The following is a 24,773-nucleotide window of genomic DNA, read 5'->3' as shown; positions in this document are numbered from 1 at the left end:
TTCTACTTCCGCTGGTGGCCGTTGGAGGCCGGCTGGCCGTCGTCGTACTTCTCGTACGCGTCGACGATACGGCCGACCAGCTTGTGCCGGACGACATCCTCGGACGTGAGCCGCGAGAAGTGGATGTCGGGCACCCCTTCCAGGATCTTCTGGACCTCCCGCAGACCGCTCTTGGCGCCGCCCGGCAGGTCGATCTGGGTGATGTCACCGGTGACGACGATCTTCGAGTCGAAACCGAGCCGGGTCAGGAACATCTTCATCTGCTCGGCGGTGGTGTTCTGCGCCTCGTCGAGGACGACGAACGCCTCGTTGAGCGTGTTGTGCGTCAGCAGGTAGTCCTGCGTCACGTACAGCGAGTCCTCGGCGGCTACCTGGATGCACACCGCCTCCTCCCGTCCCGCGGGCTCGATGGAGTCGATGAAGCGCATCGGACGCCCACCGCCGCCGGCCGCATGGTACGCGTCCCGCTTGCGGGCAAGGCGGAAGGGCTCGATGTCCTCGGGGAGTCGGATGTCGACGACGTGCGCGTCGTGCCGGTGCGCGCCAATGGCAGTGCCCTGCACCCGGTCCGCCGCCCTGCGTCGTCGGGTGTAGGCCACGCCGCCGAGCGACTGGACGAGTGCGATCACGTCGTCCCGCAGGACGATCGAGGCAGTGGAGTACTGGACCCGGCAGGTACGGTCCCGCTGGGTGACCGGTCCGCCGTCGGAGTCGAGCAGGCCCTGGAGTACCGCGAGGCGGACCTCCGCCGTGTTGAACAGGTAGTCGTCCGGCACGAACTTGGAGTGCGAACGGCTGCCGAGCAGATCCAGTTCGCGCATCACCCGAGTGACCGGGTTTTCCAGAGTGATCATGTCACCGGGCGACTTCACCCTGTTCAGGACGTAGTCGGGGCCGCCCTTGTGGCGTACGGCCACTCCGGGAAGCGCTGCCTCCAGGGCGCGGACGAGCTCCTCGTCCACCGTGGAGAAGGACGGTGTGGTGGAGCCGGTGAGGCAGCCGTCGCCGAGCAGCAGACCGAGCGCGTACGGGTCCATGGGGATCTCGCGCTCGGGGAAGGCCACGGGAGCGGTGAGCATCGGCAGTTCGTATCGGCGGGCGTGCCCCGCACGGAGGTTGCCGATCATCTCCTTGGTCTCCATGACCCGCCACGGCTTGTCACGGCGCTTGTCGTCGCGCGTCCTGACGGTCCACAGGTGCTCATCGCAGCAAAGGGTCCAGGCGCCGTCCTGGGCAGTGAGGCGGTAGATGTCCTTCTCGCCCTGCGGGTACACGCCGAGGACCGGGGTCGGCTCACCGTTCGACCCGACGACGAGGTCGCCCACCTGGAGATCGCCGATGGGGCGCCAGCCGTCCGGCGTCAGCACCTTCGTGAAGACGGGCATCGCACGCCCCCTCATGTACGCCAGGGGCGCCACCTCGATCGTGCCCGCCGCCATCAGCCGCGGGATCGAGTCGGGGTCGATCATGTCGTGCAGCGCGTCGTAGAGCGGGCGCAGGTAGGGGTCGATCTTGTCGAAGAGGGTGCCCGGCAGGAAGCCGAGCCGCTCCCCCGCCTCGACGGCGGGTCGGGTCAGGATGATCCGGCTGACCTGCTTGGACTGCAGGGCCTGCACGGCCTTGGCCATGGCGAGGTAGGTCTTGCCGGTACCGGCGGGGCCGATGCCGAAGACGATCGTGTTCTTGTCGATCGCGTCGACGTACCGCTTCTGGTTGAGGGTCTTGGGTCGGATGGTGCGGCCGCGGCTGGAGAGGATGTTCTGGGTGAGCACTTCCGCGGGCGTCTCGGCCGGCCCGTCGCCATTGCCGTTGCCGCTCGCCTTGAGCATGGCGATCGAGCGTTCCACTGCGTCCTCCGTCATCGGCTGCCCGGTGCGGAGCACCAGCATCATCTCGTCGAAAAGTCGCTGGATCAGCGCGACTTCCGCCGCTGCACCGATCGCGCTGACCTGATTGCCCCGAACATGGATGTCGGCCTTCGGGAAGGCCTTCTCGATCACGCGCAACAGGGCGTCACCCGAGCCGAGCACGGTCACCATCGGGTGCGTGGCCGGAACGGTGAAGTGGGCTCGCGCCTGCCCCGGCGCGGGGATGTGGGCTGTCGGTGTCTGAGTCATGGGCCGGCACTGTGGCCTGCGCATACCTCCCGCTGAGGGGCCGCGCCGATCGACGACCTCCGGAGTACCAAGCGTACGTCTCCGCCGCGGCTTCCCCGAGAGGTTTTACCGCCCGGTCGCACCGCTAGAGCGAGTGCCGGAAGCCGATCGTCGGTACCGCCCTGCGCCGGGCCGCCGGAGTCCCGCCCGGCGGGACCAGATCGTCCAGGAAGCCGTACCGGCCGCGCAGCTCCTGCGGGGCGTCCCGCCACCAGTGGGCCACCTCCGGCCAGCCGGGGGCCGACAGGGAGCCGCCGAACTCCTGCACCGACAGGGCCGCCGTCAGCCCGGCGAAGGCGAGGCGGTCCGCGAGCGGCCAGCCCGCCAGGGTGCCGGTCACGAAGCCCGCCACGTAGACGTCTCCCGCCCCCGTCGGGTCCAGCTCGTCCACCGTGATCCCGGGGACGTGCGCGGTCTCCCCGGTGCGCCCGTCCACCGCGTACGAGCCCTCCGCGCCCATGGTCACCACCGCGATCGGCACCTTCTCCGCCAGCGCCCGGGCCGCGGCTCTCGGACAGTCGGTCCGCGTGTAGCGCATCGCCTCGCCCGCGTTCGGCAGGAAGGCCTCGCAGTGCTCCAGGTCGGCCAGGGCGCCCAGGTCCCACCGGCCGCTCTCGTCCCATCCCACGTCCGCGAAGATCCGCGAGCCGCGCCGGGCGGCCTCGCCGATCCACTCCTCGCCGCGGCCGGGTCCCAGGGCCGCCACGGCCGCGCGGGCCCGTGGCGGGCACTGCGGGAAGGGCCCGGGGCCGGCCGGCGGCGGAGCCTCGTGGCCGTGCGAGACCATCGTGCGCTCACCCTCGTAGGCCATCGAAACGGTGACGGGGCTGTGCCAGCCGGGGATGGTGTGCGACATGGACAGATCGATTCCCTCGCCCTGTTCGAGGGCGTCCCAGCAGTACTCGCCGTAGTGGTCGTCCCCGAATGCGGCGGCCAGCGAGGTGCGCAGGCCGAGCCGGGCCAGGGCGGTGGCCATGTTGGCGACGCCGCCGGGGCTGGAGCCCATGCCGCGCGCCCAGGACTCCGTACCGCGCACGGGGGCCGAGTCGAGGCCGGTGAAGATGATGTCGAGGAAGACCGTTCCGGTCAGGAAGACGTCACAGCCGGGTTCCCGGGGGTCACGCAGCGGACCGAGCGGGTCCACTGCTGCTGCGCGGATTTCGTAGTCCCGACCGGTCACGGCGATCTCCCCGTTGTTCCTCGAAGGCCCGTTCCTGCATGACGCTTCCCATGGAAAGCTGCCAGCCCTGCCCACCCCGGACAGGACCAAAACCCAGTGTGGCGCAGATCACCCATGGAAGGCCCCCGGTCGCTCGGGCCGCTCGGGCCGCTCGGGCCGCTCGGCGAGCACGCCCCGGGCCGGCCGGCGCGGCCGGGCCGGGGTGCGTGCCCGGGCCCGCGGTCAGCCCCGCTTGGGCAGGGGCACCCGCACCAGGTCCGCGGCCACGGTGAGCTCGCCCTCGAAGCCGGCCGCGCGGGCCTGGCGCTCGAACTCGGCCGGGTCGGTGTAGCGCTGCGAGAAGTGCGTCAGCACCAGGTGCCGCACGCCGGCGTCCCGCGCCACCCGCGCCGCCTGGCCGGCGGTCAGGTGCCCGTGGTCGGTGGCCAGCCGTTCGTCCTCGTCGAGGAAGGTCGACTCGATCACCAGCATGTCGCAGCCCTCGGCCAGCGCGTCCACGCCCGGGCAGAGCCGGGTGTCCATGACGAACGCGAACCGCTGCCCGGGCCGGGGTTCGCTGACCTCGTCCAGGGTGACCTCGCCGAGCCGCCCCTCGCGCTGGATCCGGCCCACGTCCGGCCCCATGATCCCGTGGCGCGCGAGCAGCTCGGGCACCATGCGTCGCCCGTCGGGCTCGGTGATCCGGTAGCCGAAGGACTCGACCGGGTGCGAGAGCAGTCGGGCCTCCAGGACGTACGAGGGCCCCTGCGCGAGCACGCCGTCCGCCGCCACCGGCTCCTCGCGGAGCGGGACGGTCTCCCGGTAGGCGGTGGCGTACCGCAGCCGGTCGAAGAACTTCTGCCCCGAGGCCGGGTAGTGCGCGGTGACGGGGTGCGGGACCTGGTCGAGGTTGATCCGCTGGATCACCCCGGCGAGGCCGAGGCTGTGGTCACCGTGGAAGTGGGTGATGCAGATCCGGTTGATGTCGTGCGCGGCCACCCCGGCGCGCAGCATCTGGCGCTGGGTTCCCTCGCCCGGGTCGAAGAGGATGCCCTCGCCGTCCCAGCGCAGCAGGTAGCCGTTGTGGTTGCGGTGGCGGGTGGGCACCTGGCTGGCCGTGCCCAGCACCACGAACTCTCGTACGGACACGTGCTATCCGGGGGGCCACTGGAGGCCGCGGCCGCCGAGGACGTGCGCGTGGGCGTGGAAGACGGTCTGCCCGGCGCCGGAGCCGGTGTTGAACACGACCCGGTAGCCGTGTTCGACGATCTTCTCGTCGAGGGCGACCTGGCCGGCCTCGCGCAGTATGTCGGCGGCGACGCCCGGCTCGGCCGCCACGAGGGAGGCCGCATCGGCGTAGTGCACCTTGGGGATGACGAGCACGTGCGTGGGCGCCTGCGGGTTGATGTCCCGGAAGGCGACCGTGGTCTCGGTCTCCCGTACCACGGTCGCGGGGATCTGCCCCGCGACGATCTTGCAGAACAGGCAGTCGGCCTGCGGTTCCCCGGCCATTGCTTCGCCTCCCGTGACGGTGATCGGTCCGGGCATCGTATCCAGCCGGACGCCCGCCGCGGGACGGCATTTCGACCGGCCGGGCCGCAGGCCCCGGGCCGGACGGGCCGATTGCCCCCGGGCCGGCCGGACCAGGGGCCGGAGCGGCCCGTCAGGACCCGGGGACCGTCACGACCAGCGGGCCGTCACGACCAGCGGCCCGTGCGGGCCAGCAGCACCGCCGTGGCCGCCGTCCCGGCCGTGGAGGTCCGCAGGACGGAGCGGCCCAGGCGGTAGGGGTGGGCTCCCGCGGCGGCGAAGACGGCCAGCTCCTCCGGGGAGACACCGCCCTCCGGGCCGACCACCAGCACCACGGAACCGGTCTTCGGGAGCTCGGCCGTCGCCAGCGCCCCGGACGGGGCGTCGCGGTCCTCGTGGAGCACCATCGCCAGGTCGGCGCCGGCCAGCAGCGCCGCCACCTGCTTGGTGGACATGGCCTCGGCCACCTCCGGGAAGCGCACCCGGCGGGACTGCTTGCCCGCCTCCCGGGCCGTGGCCCGCCACTTGGCCAGTGACTTGGCTCCGCGGTCGCCGCGCCACTGCGTGATGCAGCGCGAGGCCTGCCAGGGCACGATCGCGTCCACGCCGGTCTCGGTCATCGTCTCGACGGCCAGCTCGCCCCGGTCCCCCTTGGGGAGTGCCTGGACCACCGTGATCCGCACTTCCGGCTCCGGCTCCTCCGCGACGGTGTGCAGGTCCGTGACGACCAGCCGGTCCTTGCCCTCGGCGGCCTTGACCACGCCCTCCGCCCAGTGGCCGAGCCCGTCCGTGAGGACCACGTCCTCTCCCGGGTTCAGGCGTTTCACGGACACCGCGTGCCGGCCCTCCGGGCCGTCCAGGACGAACTCCGGCCCCGCGGGGACCTCTTCCACCACGAACACCGGGGCGGTCATGACGCACTCCTCATCTGCCTTGCCTTCAACGTGCTCTGCGCCTGGGCCAGTTCGGCCGTCAGCACTTCCACCAGCTCCCCCGCCGGCAGTGGTCGCGCCAGCCGGTGCCCCTGCCCCGCCCACAGGGCCATGCCCTGCGGGTCCCCGGCCGCGGCGGCGGCCTTGCGCAGCCCCGAGGTCAGGTGGTGGACCTGCGGGTACGCGGCCGGGGCGTACGGCCCGTGCTCGCGCATGAAGCGGTTCACCAGCCCCCGCGCCGGCCGCCCGGAGAAGGCCCGGGTCAGCTCGGTGCGGACGAACAGCGGGTCCGTCAGCGCCTTCTTGTGGACCGGGTCCGCCCCCGATTCCGGGCAGGCCAGGAAGGCCGTCCCGAGCTGCGCCGACTCCGCGCCCGCCGCCAGCAGGGCCGCGATCTGCGCGCCCCGCATGACCCCGCCCGCCGCGATGATCGGGAGCGCCACGGCCTCCCGCACCTGCGCCACCAGCGCGAGGAGGCCCACGGTCGCCGTGCCGTCGATCTGCGGGTCGTCCCGGTGGGTGCCCTGGTGACCGCCGGCCTCGGCGCCCTGGACGCAGACCGCGTCCGCACCGGCGTACTGGGCGCTGCGGGCCTCCTCGGCGGAGGTCACCGTGACGACGGTGTACGTGCCGGCCTTGCGCAGGGCCGCCAGGGCCGCGAAGGAGGGACAGCCGAAGGTGAACGAGACCACCGGGACCGGGTCTTCGAGGAGGATGGCGATCTTGGCGTCGTAGCCGTCGTCGCTGGTGCCGATGATGTCCTCCTCCGCGAGCGAGATCTCGTACCAACTCGCCTCACCGGCCAGCTGCCCGCGGTAGGCCTCCACGGCGGCCGGATCGACGTAACCGGTCTGCGGCATGAAGAGGTTGACGCCGAAACGGCGCCGGGTCAGCGCGCGCACCTGCTTGATCTCCTGGTACATCCCGTCGGCGGTCTTGTAGCCGCCGGCCAGGAAGCCCAGTCCGCCCGACTCGCACACGGCGGCGGCGAGCGCGGGGCAGGAGGCGCCGCCCGCCATGGGAGCCTGCACGATCGGGTACGGGGAGAGACCGTTCGGTGCCGAGGACATGGACTGCATCGTGCCACGTCCGACGCATGGGGCCGAACCGTGGCATTCGCCTGGCATAGTCCGCTTCCCGACCGGCCCCCGGCCGTCGCCGGGCCCACGTGACGAGCCCGGCCGGGGAATCCCCAGGCCGGGCTCGTGACGGTGGACCGAGGTCGATCAGCGACCGTTGAAAGCGTCCTTCAGACGGCTGAACAGACCCTGCTGACCCGGCGCGAACTGACCCATCGGCCGCTCCTCGCCGCGCAGCTTCGCCAGCTGGCGGAGCAGGTCCTCCTGCTGGGCGTCCAGCTTGCCCGGGGTGGTGACCTCGACGTGCACGATCAGGTCGCCGCGTCCGCCACCGCGCAGGTGGGTGACGCCGCGCCCGTGCAGCGGGATCGCCTGGCCGGACCCGGTGCCGGGTCGGATGTCGATCTCCTCCAGTCCGTCCAGCGTCTCCAGCGGGCACTTGGTGCCCAGCGCGGCCGCCGTCATCGGAATGGTGACCGTGCAGTGCAGGTCGTCCCCGCGCCGTTGGAAGGTCGGGTGCGCCAGCTCGTGGATCTCCACGTACAGGTCGCCGGCGGGGCCGCCGCCGGGGCCGACCTCGCCCTCGCCCGCGAGCTGGATCCGGGTGCCGTTCTCGACGCCCGCCGGGATCTTGACCGTGAGGCTGCGGCGGGAGCGGACACGGCCGTCGCCCGCGCACTCGTGGCACGGGGTCGGGACCACGGTGCCGAAGCCCTGGCACTGCGGGCAGGGGCGCGAGGTCATGACCTGGCCCAGGAAGGACCGGGTGACCTGCGAGACCTCACCTCGGCCGCGGCACATGTCACACGTCTGCGCCGAGGTGCCGGGAGCGGCGCCCTCACCGGAGCAGGTGTTGCAGACGACGGCCGTGTCGACCTGGATGTCCTTGGTCGTCCCGAAGGCCGCCTCGTCCAGTTCCAGGTCGAGGCGGATCATCGCGTCCTGGCCGCGCCGGGTCCGCGAGCGCGGGCCGCGCTGCGAGGCCTGGCCGAAGAAGGCGTCCATGATGTCGGAGAAGTTGCCGAAGCCACCCGCTCCGAAGCCGCCCGCTCCGCCGCCGCCGCCCGAGGAGGACAGCGGGTCGCCGCCGAGGTCGTAGACCTGCTTCTTCTGCGGGTCCGACAGCACCTCGTAGGCCGCGTTGATCTCCTTGAAGCGCTCCTGCGTCTTCGGGTCCGGATTCACATCCGGGTGGAGTTCACGCGCGAGGCGCCGGAAGGCCTTCTTGATCTCGTCCTGCGATGCGTCGCGGCGCACGCCGAGAACGGCGTAGTAGTCCGTGGCCACTTACGACTCCGCCAGGATCTGTCCGACGTAACGTGCCACTGCGCGTACCGCTCCCATCGTTCCGGGGTAGTCCATGCGGGTCGGTCCGACCACGCCGAGTTTGGCGACTGCTTCGCCGCCCGAACCGTAACCGACCGAGACGACCGACGTGGAGTTCAGTCCCTCGTAGGCGTTCTCGTGCCCGATCCGTACGGCCATTCCCGACTCGTTGGCCTCGCCCAGCAGCTTGAGGAGCACGACCTGCTCCTCGAGTGCTTCGAGCACCGGCCTGATCGTCAGGGGAAAATCGTGTCCGAAGCGGGTGAGATTGGCGGTACCGCCGATCATCAGCCGCTCTTCGGCTTCCTCGACCAGGGTTTCGAGGAGCGTCGCGAGCACGGTGGAGACCGTGCCGCGGTCCTCGGCCTCGAAGGATTCGGGGAGGTCCTGGACGAGCGGGGGCACATCGGTGAAGCGGCGCCCGACGACCCGGCTGTTGAGCCGGGCCCGCAGGTCCGCCAGCGAGGTCTCCCCGAAGGGGCTCGGGCAGTCGACGAGCCGCTGCTCGACCCGCCCGGTGTCCGTGATCAGTACGAGCATCAGGCGCGCGGGAGCGAGCGAGAGCAGCTCCACGTGCCGGACGGTCGACCGGGTCAGGCTCGGGTACTGGACGACGGCGACCTGCCGGGTGAGCTGAGCGAGCAGCCGCACCGTGCGTCCGACCACGTCGTCGAGGTCGACGGCGCCGTCGAGGAAGTTCTGGATGGCCCGGCGCTCGGGCGACGACAGCGGCTTGACCCCCGCCAGCTTGTCGACGAAGAGCCGGTAGCCCTTGTCGGTGGGGATCCGGCCGGCGCTGGTGTGGGGCTGGGCGATGTAGCCCTCGTCCTCCAGCACGGCCATGTCGTTGCGCACGGTGGCGGGCGAGACGCCGAGCCGGTGCCGCTCCGTGAGCGCCTTGGAGCCGACCGGCTCCTCCGTCCCGACGTAGTCCTGGACGATGGCGCGCAGCACTTCGAGTCTGCGTTCGCTGAGCATCGCGCACACCTCCAGCTGTGGTCCGTTGCCGTCTTCTGCCGTGTTCGTTGGCACTCTGATCGTTCGAGTGCCAGAGAGCCCCCGCTCAGTGTACGGCCGGGCGGTAAGCCCCTGGCAAGGGAGGACCGCCAGGGTAGCGTCGCGGCATGGACGTGGATTGGGAAGGGTCGGGCTGGGAACGGCTGACCGGGCGGGCCGGCCGGCGGCGGCTGCCGGTGTGGGACTGCACCGTGGGGCTGGTGGTGGGCGAGGATTCGGTCCTCCTGATCGACCCCGGGTCGTGCCTGCGCGAGGGGGCCGAGGTGCGGGCCGAGGCGGAGCGGCTGACGGGGCGGAGCGTGACCCATATCGCATTCACGCACGGTCATTTCGATCATGTCCTGGGCGCGTCCGCCTTCCCCGGGGCCGAGGTGTTCGGGGCGGTCGGACTGGCCGCACTGCTGGCGGCGGAGCGCGAGGAGCTGCGCGAGGACGCGGTCCGGCAGGGGCTCGCGGAGGCGGAGGCGGCCCAGGCGGTGGACCTGATGGTGCTGCCCCGGCATTCGGTGTCGGGCGAGTGGACGCTGGAACTGGGCGGCGTGCAGGTGCTGTTGGCCAATGTGGGGCCCGGGCACAGCGGGCACGACCTGGCGGTCTTCGTACCGGGCGAGCGCGAGGTGGTCTTCTGCGGGGACCTGGTCGAGGAGTCGGGCGAGCCCATGGCGGGCCCGGACGCCGCCCCCGGGCAGTGGCCCGCCGCCCTGGACCGGCTGCTGTCACTGGGCGGGGACGACGCACTGTACGTGCCGGGTCACGGAGCGGTGGTCGGGGCGGAGTTCGTCCGTGCGCAACGCGCCACACTGGCGGCTCGTTTCGGCGTGTCGGAGGCGTGATGCGGGCGGCTCTCCTAGTGTCGGCCGGATGCGCGAGTACTCCCCCGACCTGACCCCGCAGTGGAAGCGACCCGAGGCCGTGCCGGAGGTGGCGGCGGATCCCGACCTGGTGGTCGAGGTGGCCGGTACGGACTTCTGCGGCGCGGTGGTGGCCTGCGAGGCGGGCACGGTGACCCTGGAGGACCGCTTCGGCAAACGGCGGGTGTTCCCGATGGAGCCGCGCGCCTTCCTGTTGGACGGCGCCGTGGTCACCCTGGTCCGGCCCGCGCGCCGGCCCTCCGGTCCGCTCCTGACGGCTTCGGGCTCGCTGGCCGTGCCCGGGGCGCGGGCGCGCGTGGCGCGGGCCGGCCGGATCTACGTCGAGGGCCGGCACGACGCGGAGCTGGTGGAGCGGGTCTGGGGTGACGACCTGCGGATCGAGGGCGTGGTGGTGGAGTACCTGGAGGGCGTCGACGACCTCCCGGCCGTCGTCGCCGACTTCGCCCCGGCCCCGGACGCGCGCCTCGGCGTCCTGGTCGACCACCTCGTCCCGGGTTCGAAGGAGTCCCGCATCGCGGCGTCGGTGACCTGCCCGGACGTCTTGGTCGTGGGCCACCCGTACGTGGACGTCTGGCAGGCCGTGAAGCCGTCCGCGCTGGGCATCCGCGCGTGGCCGGTGGTCCCGCCCGGCCAGGACTGGAAGAAGGGGGTCTGCCGGGCCCTGGGCTGGCCGCAGAACACGGGCGCCGCCTGGCAGCACGTCCTGTCCCGGGTGACGTCCTACAAGGACCTGGAGCCGACGCTCCTGGGGCGCGTGGAGGAGCTGATCGACTTCGTCACGGCACCGGTTTGAGCTACGGCAGGGTGCCGAACTCCGTGGTGTCGAGCGTGACACCGAGGACGTCGAGCGGGACCGGTTCACCGAACTTGCTGGTCCGCTCGGTCCGGTAGTCGGCTTCCTCTCCGGCGCCGAAAGGTTCGGTGAGCACCACGCACTTGGCCTGGAAGGGGTCGATGATCAAATAGGTGGGGATGCCGCCCGCCGCGTAGATGGAGCGCTTCGTCACGTAGTCGCGCAGCTTGCTGGTCTTGGAGACGACCTCGACCACCATCGCCAGAGCTGAAGCGGGCACCAACCGGCCCGACTCGGGCGCTGCCTCGCTCGGCAGGACCACGAGGTCCGGCTGCGGCTCGGACGACTCCGCCGGAATGTCCACGTCCTGCGTCTGGAGCGGGTACCAGCGTCCCACGGGGATCTGCCGCTGGACGAACAGGACGATCAGGTTGTGGACCACGTCGGGCCCCGCCATCATCACGATTTCCCCCCTGAGGAGCTCAACCTTGACCCCCTCGGGAGCCTCGAAGCTCTCGAAGTACTCGGTCATCCGGCGATCGTCCACAGCGGTCATCTCCGTGCCCTCCACTTCTGCCGCCGGGTATGCGACAGAAGGCTACGAACAGGCTAGGCCGCGCCTGCCCTCATTCGCAGCGATTCACTCCGTGGAGTGATCAGTCCACCAGGTCCCGGACCACCGCGTCGGCCAGCAACCGCCCCCGCAGGGTCAGCACGGCACGCCCGGCCTCGTACGGCACGGCGTCCAGCAGCCCGTCCGCCAGGGCCTTGCGGGAGGCGGCCAGTCCGGCCGGGGCGAGCAGGGACAGCGGGACCCCGTCCACGAGGCGCAGCTCCAGCAGGATCCGCTCCACCCGCCGGTCCTCCTCGGAGAGGATCTCGCGTCCCGCGCCCGGGGAGCGGCCCTCCGCCAGCGCCGCGGCGTAGGCACCCGGGTGCTTCACGTTCCACCACCGCACCCCGCCCACGTGCGAGTGCGCGCCCGGGCCCGCGCCCCACCAGTCGGCGCCGCGCCAGTACAGCTCGTTGTGCAGGCAGCGCCCGGCCTCCGAGGTGGCCCAGTTCGAGACCTCGTACCAGGCGTACCCGGCCTCGACCATGACCGAGTCCGCGATCAGGTACCGGTCGGCGTGCACGTCGTCGTCCGTCATCGGGACCTCGCCGCGGCGGATCCGGCGCGCGAGCTGCGTGCCCTCCTCGACGATCAGCGCGTAGGCGCTGATGTGGTCCGGCCCGGCGCCCAGCGCTGCCGAGAGGGTGGCCCGCCAGTCCTCGTCCGACTCCCCGGGCGTGCCGTAGATCAGGTCGAGGTTGACGTGCTCGAAGCCCGCCGCCCGCGCCTCGGCGACGCACGCCTCGGGGCGCCCCGGCGTGTGGGTGCGGTCGAGCACCTTCAGGACGTGCTGCTTGGCGCTCTGCATGCCGAAGGAGACCCGGTTGAAGCCCCCGGCGCGCAGCTCGGCGAGGTACTCCGGGTTCACGGACTCCGGGTTGGCCTCGGTGGTGATCTCGGCGTCCTCGGCCAGGCCGAATTCGTCCCGGATCGCCGCGAGCATCCGTACGAGGTCCCGGGCGGGCAGCAGCGTGGGCGTGCCGCCGCCCACGAACACCGTCCGTACGGCCCGCGGGTCGTCCCCGAGCACCTTCCGCGCGAGGCGGACCTCGTCGATCAGGGTGTCGGCGTAGTTCTCCCGGGAGGCGAGCACACCGCCGGTGCCCCGCAGCTCGGTGGCCGTGTAGGTGTTGAAGTCGCAGTACCCGCAGCGCGTGGCGCAGTACGGGACGTGCAGGTAGAACCCGAGCGGCCGCTCCCCCGCACCCACCAGGGCGTGCGACGGCAGCGCGCCGTCTTCGGGCATGGGTTCACCGTCGGGGAGTGCGGAAGGCATGCCCCCATCATCCCGCACCGCCGCACCGCCCGGCCCCGCTCGCGTCCGGTCCCGGCGGCGGCGCGTCCGGCCCCGCCGGCGTCGGGGGCGCGGGGTTCGGGGCGGGGCCCCGGGACACGGCGCGCAGCCGATGCCCGGGGCCGCCCGGGAACATTGGGGTCGGCGGGGCCGGCGGGGCGGTCCACCGCCCCGCCCCGTCGGGCCCGCGGCGGGCGTCAGGCCTCGCGGGACCCCTCGTACATCTCCTCGATCAGGTGCTTGAACTCACGCTCGACCACCGGTCGCTTCAGCTTCAGGCTGGGGGTGAGGTCGCCGTGCTCGACGTCGAGGTCGCGCGGCAGCACCCGGAACTTCTTGATCGTCTGCCAGCGCTGCAGGCCCTCGTTCAGGGTCTGTACGTACGTCTCGATCAGTCGGCTGGTCTCCGGCGCCGCCAGGACCTGTCCGTACGTCTTGCCCTCCAGCCCGTTCTCGGTCGCCCAGGTCAGGATCGACGGCTCGTCGAGGGCGATCAGCGCCGAGCAGAAGTTCCGGTCGGCGCCGTGCACGACGATCGTCGACACGTACGGGCAGATCGCCTTGAACTGGCCCTCGATCTCCGCCGGGGCGACGTACTTGCCGCCCGAGGTCTTGATCAGGTCCTTCTTGCGGTCGGTGATGCGCAGGTAGCCGTCGGCCGACAGCTCGCCAATGTCACCCGTGTGCAGCCAGCCGTCGGACTCCAGGACCTCGGCGGTCTTGTCCGGCTGCCGGTGGTAGCCCTGCATGATGCCGGGGCCGCGCAGCAGGACCTCGCCGTCGTCGGCGATGCGGACCTCGGTGCCGGGGAGCGGCTTGCCGACCGTGCCGGTGCGGTAGGCCTCGCCCGGGTTGACGAAGGAGGCCGCGCTGGACTCGGTCAGGCCGTAGCCCTCCAGGATGTGGACGCCCGCGCCGGAGAAGAAGAAGCCGATCTCGGGGGCCAGGGCGGAGGCACCGGAGACGGCGGCCCGCAGTTTCCCGCCGAAGGCCTCGCGGAGCTTGGAGTAGACGAGCGCGTCGGCGATCTTGTGCTTGGTGCTGAGGCCGAAGGGGGCGGTCGCCTGGCCGGTGCGGCGGAAGTTGTCCTGCGTGACCTTCGCGTACTCGCGGGCGACGCCGGCCGACCACTGGAAGATCTTGTACTTGGCTCCGCCGGCGGCCCGGGCCTTGGCCGCCACACCGTTGTAGACCTTCTCGAAGATGCGCGGGACGGCGGCCATGTAGGTGGGCTGCACGACCGGCAGGTTCTCGATGATCTTGTCGATCCGACCGTCGACGGCGGTCACGTGCCCGGCCTCGATCTGCCCGGAGGTCAGCACCTTGCCGAAGACGTGGGCCAGCGGCAGCCACAGGTACTGGACGTCCTCCTTGCCGATCAGCCCGGTGGCGACCATGGCCTTGGCCAGGTACGACCAGTTGTCGTGCAGCAGTCGCACGCCCTTGGGGCGGCCGGTGGTGCCGGAGGTGTAGATGAGGGTGGCGAGCTGGTCGGAGGTGATGGCCGCGATCCGCTCGTTGACCGCCTCGGGGTGCTTGGCGAGGTGCTCCTTGCCGAGCGCCTCCAGTTCGGCGAGGGAGAGCACCCAGCCCTCGGGGTCGCCCTCGGCGGCGACGGCGTCGGCGGCGTCCAGCACCACGACGTGGGCGAGGTCCGGCAGGTCGGCGCGGCGCTCGCGCGCCTTCGCCAGCTGCGCCGCGTCCTCGGCGATGAGCACCCGGCTCTCGGAGTCCGCGAGGATGAACGCCGACTCGTCCGCGTTGGTGCTGGGGTAGATCGTGGTGACCGCGCCGCCCGCGCACATCACGCCGAGGTCGGAGAGGATCCACTCGACCCGGGTGTTGGAGGCGAGCGCGACGCGTTGTTCCGTTTCCAGGCCGAGGGAGATCAGCCCGGCGGCGGTGGCGAACACCCGCTCGGCCGCCTGGCCCCAGCTGAGTGATTTCCAATCGTCTGGGCCGCCGTGGCCGCCGGCCGCCGGCACCGGGTACCGGTAGGCCTCGTCGTTCGGCGTCGCTGCGACGCGCTCAAGGAAGAGCACCGCCACGGTGGGCGGGCGGTTCTCGAGATAGGTCTGTGTGTCGCTCACGACATCCTCCGGACCGTTCCACGCGGCAGTGCGTGGGCGTGGGGCGCTGGGGGGCGCTTGGGACTGGCGGGTTTGCAGCCGGTGGCTTTCTAAACTGGCGAGTAACCGTCGAGCAGTGATCAGACTAGAGCGCGACCGGCGCGTGCGTAAGGGCCCGCGAGCGGCCGCTTGATAACGAAACAGGCCCCCGCACCGGAGTGCGGGGGCCCGTCTGCGTCGGGTGACGGCGGGGCTGCTACTTCTTCTTGCCGCCGGACTCGTCACTGGAGAGGACGGCGATGAAGGCCTCCTGCGGGACCTCCACGGAGCCGACCATCTTCATCCGCTTCTTGCCTTCCTTCTGCTTCTCCAGCAGCTTCCGCTTACGGGAGATGTCACCGCCGTAGCACTTGGCGAGGACGTCCTTGCGGATGGCGCGGATGGTCTCGCGGGCGATGACGCGGGAGCCGATCGCGGCCTGGATCGGCACCTCGAAGGCCTGCCGCGGGATGAGCTCGCGCAACTTGGCGACGAGGCGCACGCCGTAGGCGTAGGCGGCGTCCTTGTGCGTGACGGCGGAGAAGGCGTCGACCTTGTCGCCGTGCAGCAGGATGTCGACCTTGACCAGGCTGCCGGACTGCTCGCCAGTGGGTTCGTAGTCCAGGGAGGCGTAACCGCGCGTCTTGGACTTCAGCTGGTCGAAGAAGTCGAAGACGATCTCCGCGAGCGGGAGGGTGTAGCGGATCTCGACCCGGTCCTCGGAGAGGTAGTCCATGCCGAGGAGGGTGCCGCGGCGCTGCTGGCACAGCTCCATGATCGCGCCGATGAACTCGGTGGGCGCGAGCACGGTGGCCTTGACGACCGGCTCGAACACGTCCGAGATCTTGCCCTCGGGGAACTCGCTCGGGTTGGTGACGGTGACTTCCTTGCCGTCCTCCATGACCACCCGGTAGACCACGTTGGGCGCGGTGGCGATCAGGTCGAGGCCGAACTCGCGCTCCAGGCGCTCGCGGACCACGTCCAGGTGGAGCAGGCCGAGGAAGCCGACGCGGAAGCCGAAGCCGAGCGCCGCCGAGGTCTCCGGCTCGTAGACGAGCGCGGCGTCGTTGAGCTGCAGCTTGTCCAGGGCCTCGCGCAGGTCGGGGTAGTCCGAGCCGTCGAGCGGGTAGAGGCCCGAGAAGACCATCGGCCGCGGGTCCTTGTAGCCACCGAGGGCTTCGGTGGCGCCGTTGTGCAGGCTGGTGATGGTGTCACCGACCTTGGACTGACGGACGTCCTTCACGCCGGTGATGATGTAGCCCACTTCGCCGACGCCGATGCCGTCGGACGGGGTCATCTCCGGGGAGGAGACACCGATCTCCAGCAGCTCGTGGGTGGCGCCGGTGGACATCATCCGGATGCGCTCGCGCTTGTTCAGCTGCCCGTCGACCACACGGACGTACGTGACGACGCCGCGGTACGAGTCGTAGACGGAGTCGAAGATCATGGCGCGGGCCGGGGCGTCCTTGACGCCGACCGGGGCCGGGACCGTGGCGACGACCTTGTCGAGCAGCGCCTCGACGCCGAGACCGGTCTTCGCCGAGACGCGCAGCACGTCCTCGGGCTGGCAGCCGATCAGGTTCGCGAGCTCCTCCGCGAACTTCTCCGGCTGGGCGGCCGGCAGGTCGATCTTGTTCAGGACGGGGACGATCGCGAGGTCGTTCTCCATCGCCAGGTACAGGTTGGCGAGGGTCTGCGCCTCGATGCCCTGGGCGGCGTCCACCAGGAGGACGGTGCCCTCGCACGCGGCGAGGGAGCGCGAAACCTCGTAGGTGAAGTCGACGTGCCCGGGGGTGTCGATCATGTTGAGGATGTGGGTGTTGCCCTGACCCTCGCCCGTGGTGGGCGCCCAGGGCAGCCGGACCGCCTGGGACTTGATCGTGATGCCGCGCTCACGCTCGATGTCCATGCGGTCGAGGTACTGGGCGCGCATCTGCCGCTGGTCGACCACACCGGTGATCTGGAGCATCCGGTCGGCAAGGGTCGACTTGCCGTGGTCGATGTGCGCGATGATGCAGAAGTTGCGGATCAGCGCCGAGTCGGTACGGCTCGGCTCGGGCACGTGGCTGGGGATCGCGGGCACGCAGTGTCCTGATTCTCGGTCGCAGTCGGAAGCGTTTGCGGAGCGTCGGTCGGAGCGAAAGTCCGGCTCCCGTCGCTGTCGGCGGCGCGATGTCGGATCTCTACGCAGACTCCCATGGTCCCATGGACGGGGCAGTGCGCTCGGTTTGGGCCGCCCGCAGCGTGCCTGGTAGCCTGGGCAGCTGTGTCTCGTATGCCCTCTCAGCTGTCGAGGCACAATCCGAAGATCAAACTCTGAACCTGAAAAGGCTCTTTCGTGGCGAACATCAAGTCCCAGATCAAGCGGAACAAGACGAACGAGAAGGCGCGCCTGCGCAACAAGGCCGTCAAGTCCTCGCTCAAGACCGCGATCCGCAAGGCCCGCGAGGCCGTCCTCGCCGGTGACGTCGAGAAGGCCACCGTGGCTTCTCGCGCTGCCGCGCGTGCGCTCGACAAGGCTGTCTCGAAGGGTGTCATCCACAAGAACGCCGCCGCCAACAAGAAGTCGGCGCTGGCCACCAAGGTTGCCTCCCTGCAGGGCTGAAGCTCCTGATGTGATCGCCGGAAGGGACCTAGTGGGCCCTCTCTCCCGCTCCTGACCGGCACCCCGCTCCGCACACGAAGCGTTCGCCACGCGGGTGCGGCGCAACCAGAAGTATCCGAAGGCCCCGGCCTCCTCCCTTCCCCAGGGCGGTGGCCGGGGCCTTCGTGCTGTCCGGCGCACCGCACGGGGCGGGCCTGCTCAGTCGTAGATGTCCTGCGGAGGTACCCGGTGCGGGAGGGGGCGGCGCCAGTCGCCCTCGCGGGCGACGAGGATCCGGCGGGCCAAGGTGCGCACCCCGCTCCAGGCGGGCTCCGTCGTCAGGGACCCGGCCCACGGGCCGGCGCGGCCGAGGACGTCCGCCTCGTCGAGGAGCCGGCTGATGGCCCGGAGGTCACACTGGACCTGCGGTGCGAGGGTCCCCCGCTCCTGCATCCCCTCGGCCAGGTGGAGGACGAAGTCGACGTCCTCGACGAGGGGGGCGCTCTTCACGCCGTGCTCACCGGCCCAAGCCAGCTGGTCCGGGGCATCGGCGGCAAGGATGCCCAGCAGCTTCGCGATCCAGCGCTCCCAGTGCTCGGCATCGACGCTCATGCGGGACGTCCGCTAACGGCGCTGGGGGCGGGCCGCGCGGGCCACCGCGACGACCGCCTTCTCCAGGGCGTACTCGGGGTCGTCGCCGCCGCCCTTGACCCCGGCGTCGGCGGCGGCCACGGCGCGCAGGGCGTCCGAGACCCCGTCCGCCGACCAGCCGCGCATCTGCTGGCGGACCCGATCGATCTTCCACGGCGGCATGCCCAGGTCCCGGGCGAGGTCGCCGGGGCGGGCTCCGCGCGGGGCGGAGGCGAGCTTGCCGATCGCGCGGACCGCCTGCGCCAGGGCGCTGGTGATCAGGACCGGCGCCACCCCGGTGGACAGGGACCAGCGCAGGGCTTCGAGTGCCTCGGCCGCGCGCCCCTCGACCGCCCGGTCGGCGACCGTGAAGCTGGAGGCCTCGGCCCGCCCGGTGTAGTAGCGGGCGACGACGGCCTCGTCGATGGTGCCTTCGACGTCGGCGCACAGCTGCGCGGCGGCGCTCGCCAGCTCCCTCAGGTCGCTGCCGATCGCGTCCACCAGGTTCTGGCAGGCCTCCGGGGTCGCCGACCGGCCGAGCGTGCGGAATTCGCCCCGCACGAAGGACAGCCGGTCCGCGGCCTTCGTCATCTTCGGGCAGGCGATCTCCCGCGCGCCCGCCTTGCGCGCGGCGTCCAGCAGGCCCTTGCCCTTGACCCCGCCCGCATGGAGGAGGACCAGGATGATCTCCTCGTAGGGTGCGGCGAGGTAGGCCTTGACCTCCTTGATCGAGTCGGCGGACAGGTCCTGCGCGTTGCGCACGACCAGCACCTTGCGCTCGGAGAAGAGCGAGGGGCTCGTCAGCTCGGCGAGCGTGCCGGGCTGGAGCTGATCGGAGGTGAGGTCGCGGACGTCCGTGTCGGCGTCGGCGGCGCGGGCGGCCGTCACCACCTCGCGCACGGCGCGGTCGAGCAGCAGCTCCTCCTGCCCCACCGCGAGGGTGAGCGGGGCGAGCGGATCGTCGGTGGAGTTCTTCCTGGTGGCCATCGGCTCCAGCATCCCACGCCGCACTGACAGCCCATCGCCCCGCGTACCCGAGAATGGTCGCGTGAATGTGCGACACGTACTCGTCCTGCCCGACCGCGACGCCGCCGAGGAGGTGGCCCAGGAGGCCGTCGACCGCTTCGGCCTCCCGGAGGAGCCGCAGTTGGTCCGCGACGCGCTGGCCGGCGAGGACGACGCCGAGGACGCCCAGTGGCTGGTGATCGTCGAGGACCCGCGGGAACGGCTCGACACCACCTCGCTGGACGACCTCGCCGCCGAGTACGAGGGCTGGCTGGAAGCCCCGTAGGGGACTGCGCGTCAGGCCTTGCGCACGGCCTGGACGTCCAGCGTCACTTCCACGCTCGAACCGATGGCCGCGATCCCGTGCGCCAGCATCGACTGCCAGTTCAGGGTGAAGTCCTCGCGGTGCAGCTCGGTGGTGGCCCGGCAGGCCGCCCGGAGCTCGCCCTCCAGGCCGGTGCCCAAACCCAGGTACTGGGTGTCCAGGGTCACGGACCGGCTCACCCCGTGGAGGGTCAGCGCCCCGGCGACGGTCCACGCGCTGCCGCTGCGGTGGATGAACCGCTCGCTGTAGAACTCCACCGTCGGGTGGCGGACCGCGTCCAGGAAGTCCCCCGACCTCAGGTGGTCGTCGCGCAGCCGCACCCCGGTGTCGATGCTCGCCGCATCGATGATCACGTGCATGGAGGAGTCCTCCATGCGCTCGGCTATCCGTACCGCCCCGGCGAACGTGGTGAACCGGCCGCGGATCCGGGCCAGACCGATGTGGCGGGCCGTGAAGCCGATGGACGAGTGCGTCGGGTCGAGCTCCCAGTGGCCGGGCTGCGGCAGCAACGGCGGCTCCACCGTGTTGAGGATGATCTCCGCGGTGCCGGGCTGCCCCGGATCCCCCACGATCGTCACCCCGTGGAAGGGCGCGTACCCCTCCGCGGTCACGGAGAGCCGGTACTCCCCCTCCGGTACGGCCACGGCGAAGCCACCGTACGGGTCGGTCTCGCCGCTGACGATGCGCCGGCCGATCGGGTCGGTCACCTCGAACGCGGCCTGCCGAACCGGTCGGTGGACCGTGTCGAGAACCCGGCCGCTGAGCAGACGCGCCGTCGGCGGCAACGTCAGTGTCGCGGATGTGGTCGGGCTGGAACTTCCGGCCGACTCCATCCCCCGTCGGCGACCGAACATGGCTGATGCACCCCCGTGCTGTGTGGACTTGGACCGTTCTGGCGAAGACGCATTCGATCATGCTGTCGGGTTGTGGGCAAACAGAGTGGTCGCGCCCGGTATGGCCGCGCCGATTCCGCCGCCGATTGGCCGGAAACGAACGTAACTGAACTCCGCTTCCTGCGACGGCGATCGAGCCGTCGGTGTCGGTGCGCAGCACGGTCGACCCCAACTCCCGCAGCCGGGCGAGCGTACTCGGCGCGGGGTGTCCGTAGCGGTTGGCCGCGCCGACGGGAACGAGCGCGAGCCGTGGCCGGATCCGGGCGTACAGCTCCGGGTCCTGGTGCGCGGAACCGTGATGGGCGACCTTGAGGACGTCCACCGGGCCGAGGTCCGGATGTGCCCTCAAGAGGGCTTGCTGGGCGGGAGGTTCGAGGTCGCCGAGCAGGAGCAGGGTCAGCCCCGCGCCGCGCACCGACAGGGCGACGCTCGCATCGTTGGGCCCCTCGGGCGGAGGCCCGGCCGGCGGCGGCCAGAGCACCTCCCACTCGAACGCCCCGGCCCGGCGGCGCTCGCCCTGCACCGCCTTCACGATCGGCACGCCGGCGGCCGCCGCGGTCCGCCGGACGAACTCGGCCTGCCCCGGCGGATCTTCGAGTGCGGTGGTCTGGATCACACCGACGGACCGGCCCCGCAGCACCCCCGGCAGACCTCCTACGTGGTCGGCGTGAAAGTGGGTCAGCAGGAGCAGCGGAACGCGGTGCACGCCCAGGGCGCGCAGACACTCGTCCACCGGTCCGGGCTCCGGGCCGGCGTCCACCACCAGGGCCTCCCCCGGGCCGACGGAGAGCGCAGCAGCGTCCCCCTGCCCGACGGCGCACTGAACGTAGCTCCAGTCGGGCGGCGGCCAGCCGGAGAGCGTGCGGGTGAGCTGCGGTGGCCGCAGTACGGCCAGGAGCAGCAGCGCCGCCAGGGCGGAGCAGAGCCACCCGCGCCCGCGGAACCGGACACCGACGACCACGACGACGGCCAGGGTGGCGGCGGCCAACAGAACGCCGCCGGTGAGCCCGCCCGGCCACGAGAGCTCCGCACCCGGAAACCGGGCCCCGGCCCGGGCCACACCCGCGATCCACCCCGCCGGCACCCCCGCGCAACGGGCGAGCAGCTCCGCGGCGGGCATCCACACCGGAGCCACCGCGAGCGAGGCGAAGCCGAGTACCGTCGCGGGACCGGCCGCCAGTTCGGCCAGCAGGTTGCACGGCACCGCCACCAGGCTGACCCGGGCGGCCAGCACGGCCACCACGGGCGCGCACACCGCCTGCGCGGCCGCGGCAGCTCCCAGCGCCTCGGCGAGTCGCGGCCCCGCCCCACGGCGCCGCAGGGCTTGGCTCCATCGCGGAGCGAGGGTGAGCAGCGCCCCGGTGGCCAGCACGGAGAGCAGGAAGCCGTAGCTGCGGGCCAGCCACGGGTCGTAGAGCACCAGCAGCAGCACGGCCGCGCCCAGGGCCGGGATCAATGACCTGCGCCGTCCGGTGGCGATGGCCAACAGGGTGACCGCACCGCAGGCAGCTGCTCGCAACACGCTCGGTTCCGGCCGGCACACCACCACGAAGGCCAGCGTCAGGGCCGCCCCGCACAGGGCGGTCACCCGCAGCGAGAGGCCGAGCCGGGGTGCCAGCCCGCGCCGTTCGGCCTGCTGCGCCCGGGCCGGGGACCCGATGAGCAGGAACAGCACCACGGTCAGGTTGGACCCGGAGACGGCCAGCAGGTGCAGCAGGTCGGTGGCCCGAAAGGCCTCGTGCAGATCGGGCGGAACCCTGGACGTGTCCCCGACGACCAGCCCCGGCAGCAGGGCCCCGGCGTCCGGTGCGAGCCCTTCGGTGGCCTCGCGCAGCCCGGATCGCATCCGCCCCGCGATCCGCTGGACGGTATCCGGGCCGCCGGTCACCCCGGGCGGGGTGTCACCGGCCGGGCGGAGCAGCGCCACGGCCCGCTCCCCGCCCTGCGCCGGGGCCAGCCGGGCGGCCGCCACCACCCGGGTGGAAGGCTGCAGGCGGGCCCATTCCGGATGCCCGGCCAGCACCCGTACCGGGGTATCGACCCGGGTGCTCGACCCGTCGGGCCCGGTCACCCGGGTCACCACCGCGTCCAGCACCACCACCGGTGGCCCGCTCGCGCTCCGGGCGGCCCTGGGGTCGGAGCCGACGGTGAGCTCCGCGAAAACACGGGCGTGTTGCCGTGCCAGACCGGTCACCGGCCCGGCCCGTGCCTCGGCCTGCTGGAGCCCTGCCACCCCCGCCCCGGCGGCCCCGCACAGCAGGGCCGCCGCAGCGACCGGCGCGAGCCGCCACAGCCGGCCCGGACGCCGGCACGCGCCCAGCATCAGCAGGCCCGCGCAGACCATCGCCAGGCCCACCCCGAGGGCGGTCTGGTGGACGGGCATGTCCAGGGCGACCGCGGCCGCCGCCCAGGCGGCCACGGCGGGCACCGCGAGGCGGAGGTCCGGCGGAACCGGTCCCGCCGGGCGGTTCACGGCCGCACCAGCGCGCGCAGGTCGGCGAAGCGCCGCTCACCGATGCCGTCGACCTGGCGGAGCTCCTCCACGGAGCGGAAGCCGCCGCGGGCGGTACGGAAGTCGACGATGTGCTGCGCCAGTATCGGCCCGACCCCCGGCAGGCCGTCGAGCTGGGCGACCGTGGCCGAGCCCAGGCTCAGCGGTCCGGGGCCGAGGCCGGCGCCCGGACCGGAGCCGACACCGCCGCCCGCACCGGCGGCCGGTGGCGGCTGCGCCGGGGCGCCCACAACCACCTGCTCGCCGTCGACCAGCACGCGGGCCCGGTTCAGCCCGGTCGTGTCGGTGCCGGGAGGCACTCCCCCGGCGGCGGCCAACGCGTCCTCCACCCGCGAACCGGCGGGCAGCCGCCGTACCCCGGGGTCCCGGACCTTGCCACTGACGTCGACGACGATCCGCGCGGCCCCACCGACCCCGCCGGTCCCCGCTGCCGGAGCCCCGGCCGGTGCCGTGGCCGCCGCCGGTACGGCCCCCGGGGCGACCACCGCGGGTACGGTCACCGCCCGCGGCCTGTCCGACCAGTACTGCTGCCCGGCGAAGCCGACCGCGGCGAGCAGCACCACTCCGACGGCAGCCACCGCACGCGGCCGCATCTCGCAGCGGTCCTGCAGCCACAGCGGTAGCCGCTCCCGCACGGCCAGCCTCCACGCAGCCCCTGAGGGCAGCCCGGGCGCCTCATCGGGCGGCGCCTGGACATCCACCCCGTCGGGGGCCCCGGGCGGGGTCTGGAGCGCCCGGAGCGGCGCGGGCGGGGGCGGTGGCGGGGGCGGTACATGCGGCGGGCTGCTGCCGCCCAGCAAGGCCTCGGCCCGTCGGCGCACCGCGCCCGGCTCCGGATGAGGAACCCGCCGGCCACGTCGCGCCGTACGACGATGGCGCAGGCCGCTGCCGGAGAGCCGGCCATCGGAAAGTCGACCGTCGGAGAGACGGGAGCGGCCCGGGCCACCGGTGGCGCCCGACGGATGCGAAGCACGCGTTCGAAGAGTCATGCCACGACCGTAGAGGCCGATCCCGTCCCCGGTTCGGATCACTCAATTCCGGTGGAAAAAAGCTCCCTTGTGGATAACCGAGCCACCCGTTCCGGTGATCAGCGGGGCGAGACGACCGCCGCCAGCAGCCCCGGGCCGGTGTGCGCCCCGATCACCGCGCCGACCTCGCTGACGTGCAGTTCGACCAGCCCGGGGATGCGTTCGCGGAGCCGCTCGGCAAGCTTCTCCGCCCGCTCCGGAGCCGCCAGGTGGTGCACAGCCACATCGACGTCGGCGGAGCCGGCGCGCGCGACGGCCAGCTCTTCCAGGCGGGCGATGGCCTTGGCCGACGTACGGACCTTCTCCAGCATCTCGATCCGCCCGCCGTCCAGCGTCAGCAGGGGCTTCACCGCCAGGGCGGAGCCGAGGAGGGCCTGCGCGGCCCCGATCCGGCCGCCGCGGCGGAGGTAGTCGAGGGTGTCGACGTAGAAGTACGCGGCCATGTCCGCCGCGCGCTTCTCTGCGGCCGCCACGGCCTCGTCCACGGATCCGCCCGCCTCGGCGACCTCGGCGGCGGCGAGCGCGCAGAAACCGAGGGCCATCGCGACCATGCCGGTGTCCAGGACGCGGACCGGAACGGGTGCGGTCCTGGCGGCGACCACGGCCGCGTCGTAGGTGCCGGAGAACTCGGCGGACAGGTGCAGGCTGACGATGCCCGTCGCCCCGGCGTCCGCCGCCTCCCGGTAGGCCCGGACGAACTCCTCCGTGCTCGGGCGCGAGGTAGTGACCGAGCGGCGCTTCTGCAGGGCCAGGGCCAGGCTGCGCGCCGAGATCTCGGTGCCTTCCTCGAGTGCCTCGCCGCCGAGCACGACGGTGAGCGGGACGGCGGTGATTCCGTGCCGCGCCATGGCCGGTCGGGGCAGGTAGGCCGTGGAATCGGTGACGATGGCGACATGGCGGGACATGAGCCGGAGGTT

General features: G+C 72.2%; 21 protein-coding genes and 1 pseudogene. 4 read left to right on the top strand and 18 right to left on the bottom strand.

From position 1 onward, the window contains the following. Positions 1 to 2 precede the first annotated feature (2 nt). From ACIQK6_RS18230 to hrcA, 8 genes are all read right to left on the bottom strand, one after another. Positions 3 to 2,117: a PhoH family protein gene (locus ACIQK6_RS18230; RefSeq protein WP_402695086.1), complete on the bottom strand. Its 2,115-nt coding sequence runs from the start codon at positions 2,115 to 2,117 to the stop codon at positions 3 to 5. Positions 2,118 to 2,241: 124 nt separating this feature from the next. Next, positions 2,242 to 3,336, bottom strand: a complete 1,095-nt coding sequence (locus tag ACIQK6_RS18225; protein WP_402695085.1) for a carbohydrate kinase family protein — start codon at positions 3,334 to 3,336, stop codon at positions 2,242 to 2,244. A 222-nt stretch (positions 3,337 to 3,558) separates the two neighbouring features. After that, positions 3,559 to 4,464, bottom strand: a complete 906-nt coding sequence (locus tag ACIQK6_RS18220) for a ribonuclease Z (protein WP_402695084.1) — start codon at positions 4,462 to 4,464, stop codon at positions 3,559 to 3,561. Between the two features lie 3 nt (positions 4,465 to 4,467). Then, positions 4,468 to 4,827 carry a histidine triad nucleotide-binding protein gene (locus ACIQK6_RS18215; RefSeq protein WP_329102160.1) on the bottom strand — a complete coding sequence of 120 codons (360 nt, stop codon included), beginning with the start codon at positions 4,825 to 4,827 and terminating at the stop codon, positions 4,468 to 4,470. A 185-nt stretch (positions 4,828 to 5,012) separates the two neighbouring features. After that, complete coding sequence (locus tag ACIQK6_RS18210) at positions 5,013 to 5,759, bottom strand: 16S rRNA (uracil(1498)-N(3))-methyltransferase (RefSeq protein WP_329102158.1); 747 nt, start codon at positions 5,757 to 5,759, stop codon at positions 5,013 to 5,015. Then, positions 5,756 to 6,847, bottom strand: coding sequence for a nitronate monooxygenase (locus ACIQK6_RS18205; protein WP_329102156.1), 1,092 nt, complete (start codon positions 6,845 to 6,847; stop codon positions 5,756 to 5,758). The genes ACIQK6_RS18210 and ACIQK6_RS18205 overlap by 4 nt, the downstream gene beginning before the upstream one ends. A 156-nt stretch (positions 6,848 to 7,003) precedes the next feature. Continuing rightward, complete coding sequence (gene dnaJ, locus ACIQK6_RS18200) at positions 7,004 to 8,143, bottom strand: molecular chaperone DnaJ (protein ID WP_030010180.1); 1,140 nt, start codon at positions 8,141 to 8,143, stop codon at positions 7,004 to 7,006. Continuing rightward, positions 8,144 to 9,160 carry a heat-inducible transcriptional repressor HrcA gene (hrcA, locus tag ACIQK6_RS18195; protein ID WP_328790483.1) on the bottom strand — a complete coding sequence of 339 codons (1,017 nt, stop codon included), beginning with the start codon at positions 9,158 to 9,160 and terminating at the stop codon, positions 8,144 to 8,146. Between the two features lie 146 nt (positions 9,161 to 9,306). On the opposite strand from hrcA, the gene ACIQK6_RS18190 reads away from it, so the two are divergent. Both ACIQK6_RS18190 and ACIQK6_RS18185 read left to right on the top strand, forming a co-directional pair. Then, the gene (locus ACIQK6_RS18190; protein WP_329102154.1) at positions 9,307 to 10,032 is read left to right on the top strand and encodes an MBL fold metallo-hydrolase; all 726 of its coding nucleotides are present in this window, start codon (positions 9,307 to 9,309) and stop codon (positions 10,030 to 10,032) included. A 28-nt stretch (positions 10,033 to 10,060) separates the two neighbouring features. Further along, positions 10,061 to 10,864 (top strand): DUF3097 domain-containing protein, encoded by an 804-nt coding sequence (locus ACIQK6_RS18185; RefSeq protein ID WP_329102152.1) that lies wholly within the window; start codon positions 10,061 to 10,063, stop codon positions 10,862 to 10,864. A 1-nt stretch (position 10,865) separates the two neighbouring features. On the opposite strand, the gene ACIQK6_RS18180 is transcribed toward ACIQK6_RS18185, so the two are convergent. The 4 genes from ACIQK6_RS18180 to lepA all read right to left on the bottom strand — a co-directional run bounded on the left by ACIQK6_RS18180 (position 10,866) and on the right by lepA (position 16,962). Beyond that, on the bottom strand, positions 10,866 to 11,420 hold the full coding sequence (locus ACIQK6_RS18180) for a Uma2 family endonuclease (RefSeq protein WP_402695083.1): 555 nt from the start codon (positions 11,418 to 11,420) through the stop codon (positions 10,866 to 10,868). A gap of 100 nt (positions 11,421 to 11,520) precedes the next feature. Continuing rightward, positions 11,521 to 12,753, bottom strand: a complete 1,233-nt coding sequence (gene hemW / locus ACIQK6_RS18175; RefSeq protein ID WP_329102148.1) for a radical SAM family heme chaperone HemW — start codon at positions 12,751 to 12,753, stop codon at positions 11,521 to 11,523. A 215-nt stretch (positions 12,754 to 12,968) separates the two neighbouring features. Further along, a complete protein-coding gene (locus ACIQK6_RS18170) occupies positions 12,969 to 14,861 on the bottom strand; it encodes an AMP-dependent synthetase/ligase (protein ID WP_402695082.1) in 1,893 nt (630 codons plus the stop codon). A gap of 235 nt (positions 14,862 to 15,096) precedes the next feature. Next, positions 15,097 to 16,962 (bottom strand): translation elongation factor 4, encoded by a 1,866-nt coding sequence (gene lepA, locus ACIQK6_RS18165; RefSeq protein ID WP_189736883.1) that lies wholly within the window; start codon positions 16,960 to 16,962, stop codon positions 15,097 to 15,099. A gap of 255 nt (positions 16,963 to 17,217) precedes the next feature. Here lepA and rpsT point away from each other — a divergent pair, with 255 nt between their 5' ends. Then, complete coding sequence (gene rpsT, locus ACIQK6_RS18160) at positions 17,218 to 17,484, top strand: 30S ribosomal protein S20 (protein ID WP_030010251.1); 267 nt, start codon at positions 17,218 to 17,220, stop codon at positions 17,482 to 17,484. A gap of 198 nt (positions 17,485 to 17,682) precedes the next feature. Here rpsT and ACIQK6_RS18155 read toward each other — a convergent pair whose 3' ends face one another. Both ACIQK6_RS18155 and holA read right to left on the bottom strand, forming a co-directional pair. After that, positions 17,683 to 18,075, bottom strand: coding sequence for a hypothetical protein (locus ACIQK6_RS18155; protein ID WP_402695081.1), 393 nt, complete (start codon positions 18,073 to 18,075; stop codon positions 17,683 to 17,685). 12 nt (positions 18,076 to 18,087) lie between these two features. Beyond that, positions 18,088 to 19,080: a DNA polymerase III subunit delta gene (gene holA, locus ACIQK6_RS18150; protein ID WP_329102144.1), complete on the bottom strand. Its 993-nt coding sequence runs from the start codon at positions 19,078 to 19,080 to the stop codon at positions 18,088 to 18,090. Between the two features lie 61 nt (positions 19,081 to 19,141). Between holA and ACIQK6_RS18145 the strand changes: the two genes are divergently transcribed. After that, on the top strand, positions 19,142 to 19,384 hold the full coding sequence (locus tag ACIQK6_RS18145; RefSeq protein ID WP_266596562.1) for a hypothetical protein: 243 nt from the start codon (positions 19,142 to 19,144) through the stop codon (positions 19,382 to 19,384). Between the two features lie 11 nt (positions 19,385 to 19,395). Here ACIQK6_RS18145 and ACIQK6_RS18140 read toward each other — a convergent pair whose 3' ends face one another. From ACIQK6_RS18140 to ACIQK6_RS18125, 4 genes and pseudogenes are all read right to left on the bottom strand, one after another. Further along, complete coding sequence (locus ACIQK6_RS18140; RefSeq protein WP_402695080.1) at positions 19,396 to 20,277, bottom strand: YceI family protein; 882 nt, start codon at positions 20,275 to 20,277, stop codon at positions 19,396 to 19,398. 136 nt (positions 20,278 to 20,413) lie between these two features. Continuing rightward, positions 20,414 to 22,639 (bottom strand): annotated as a pseudogene (locus tag ACIQK6_RS18135) (ComEC/Rec2 family competence protein); the annotation flags it as partial. A gap of 146 nt (positions 22,640 to 22,785) precedes the next feature. After that, the gene (locus ACIQK6_RS18130) at positions 22,786 to 23,463 is read right to left on the bottom strand and encodes a helix-hairpin-helix domain-containing protein (protein ID WP_402695079.1); all 678 of its coding nucleotides are present in this window, start codon (positions 23,461 to 23,463) and stop codon (positions 22,786 to 22,788) included. Positions 23,464 to 23,915: 452 nt separating this feature from the next. Then, positions 23,916 to 24,761, bottom strand: a complete 846-nt coding sequence (locus tag ACIQK6_RS18125) for a DegV family protein (RefSeq protein ID WP_329102140.1) — start codon at positions 24,759 to 24,761, stop codon at positions 23,916 to 23,918. Between the last annotated feature and the right edge of the window lie 12 nt (positions 24,762 to 24,773).

It is taken from the genome of Streptomyces sp. NPDC091682, assembly GCF_044756625.1.
Taxonomy (GTDB): Bacteria; Actinomycetota; Actinomycetes; order Streptomycetales; family Streptomycetaceae; genus Streptomyces.
This window is presented reverse-complemented; position numbering and strand designations above follow the sequence as displayed.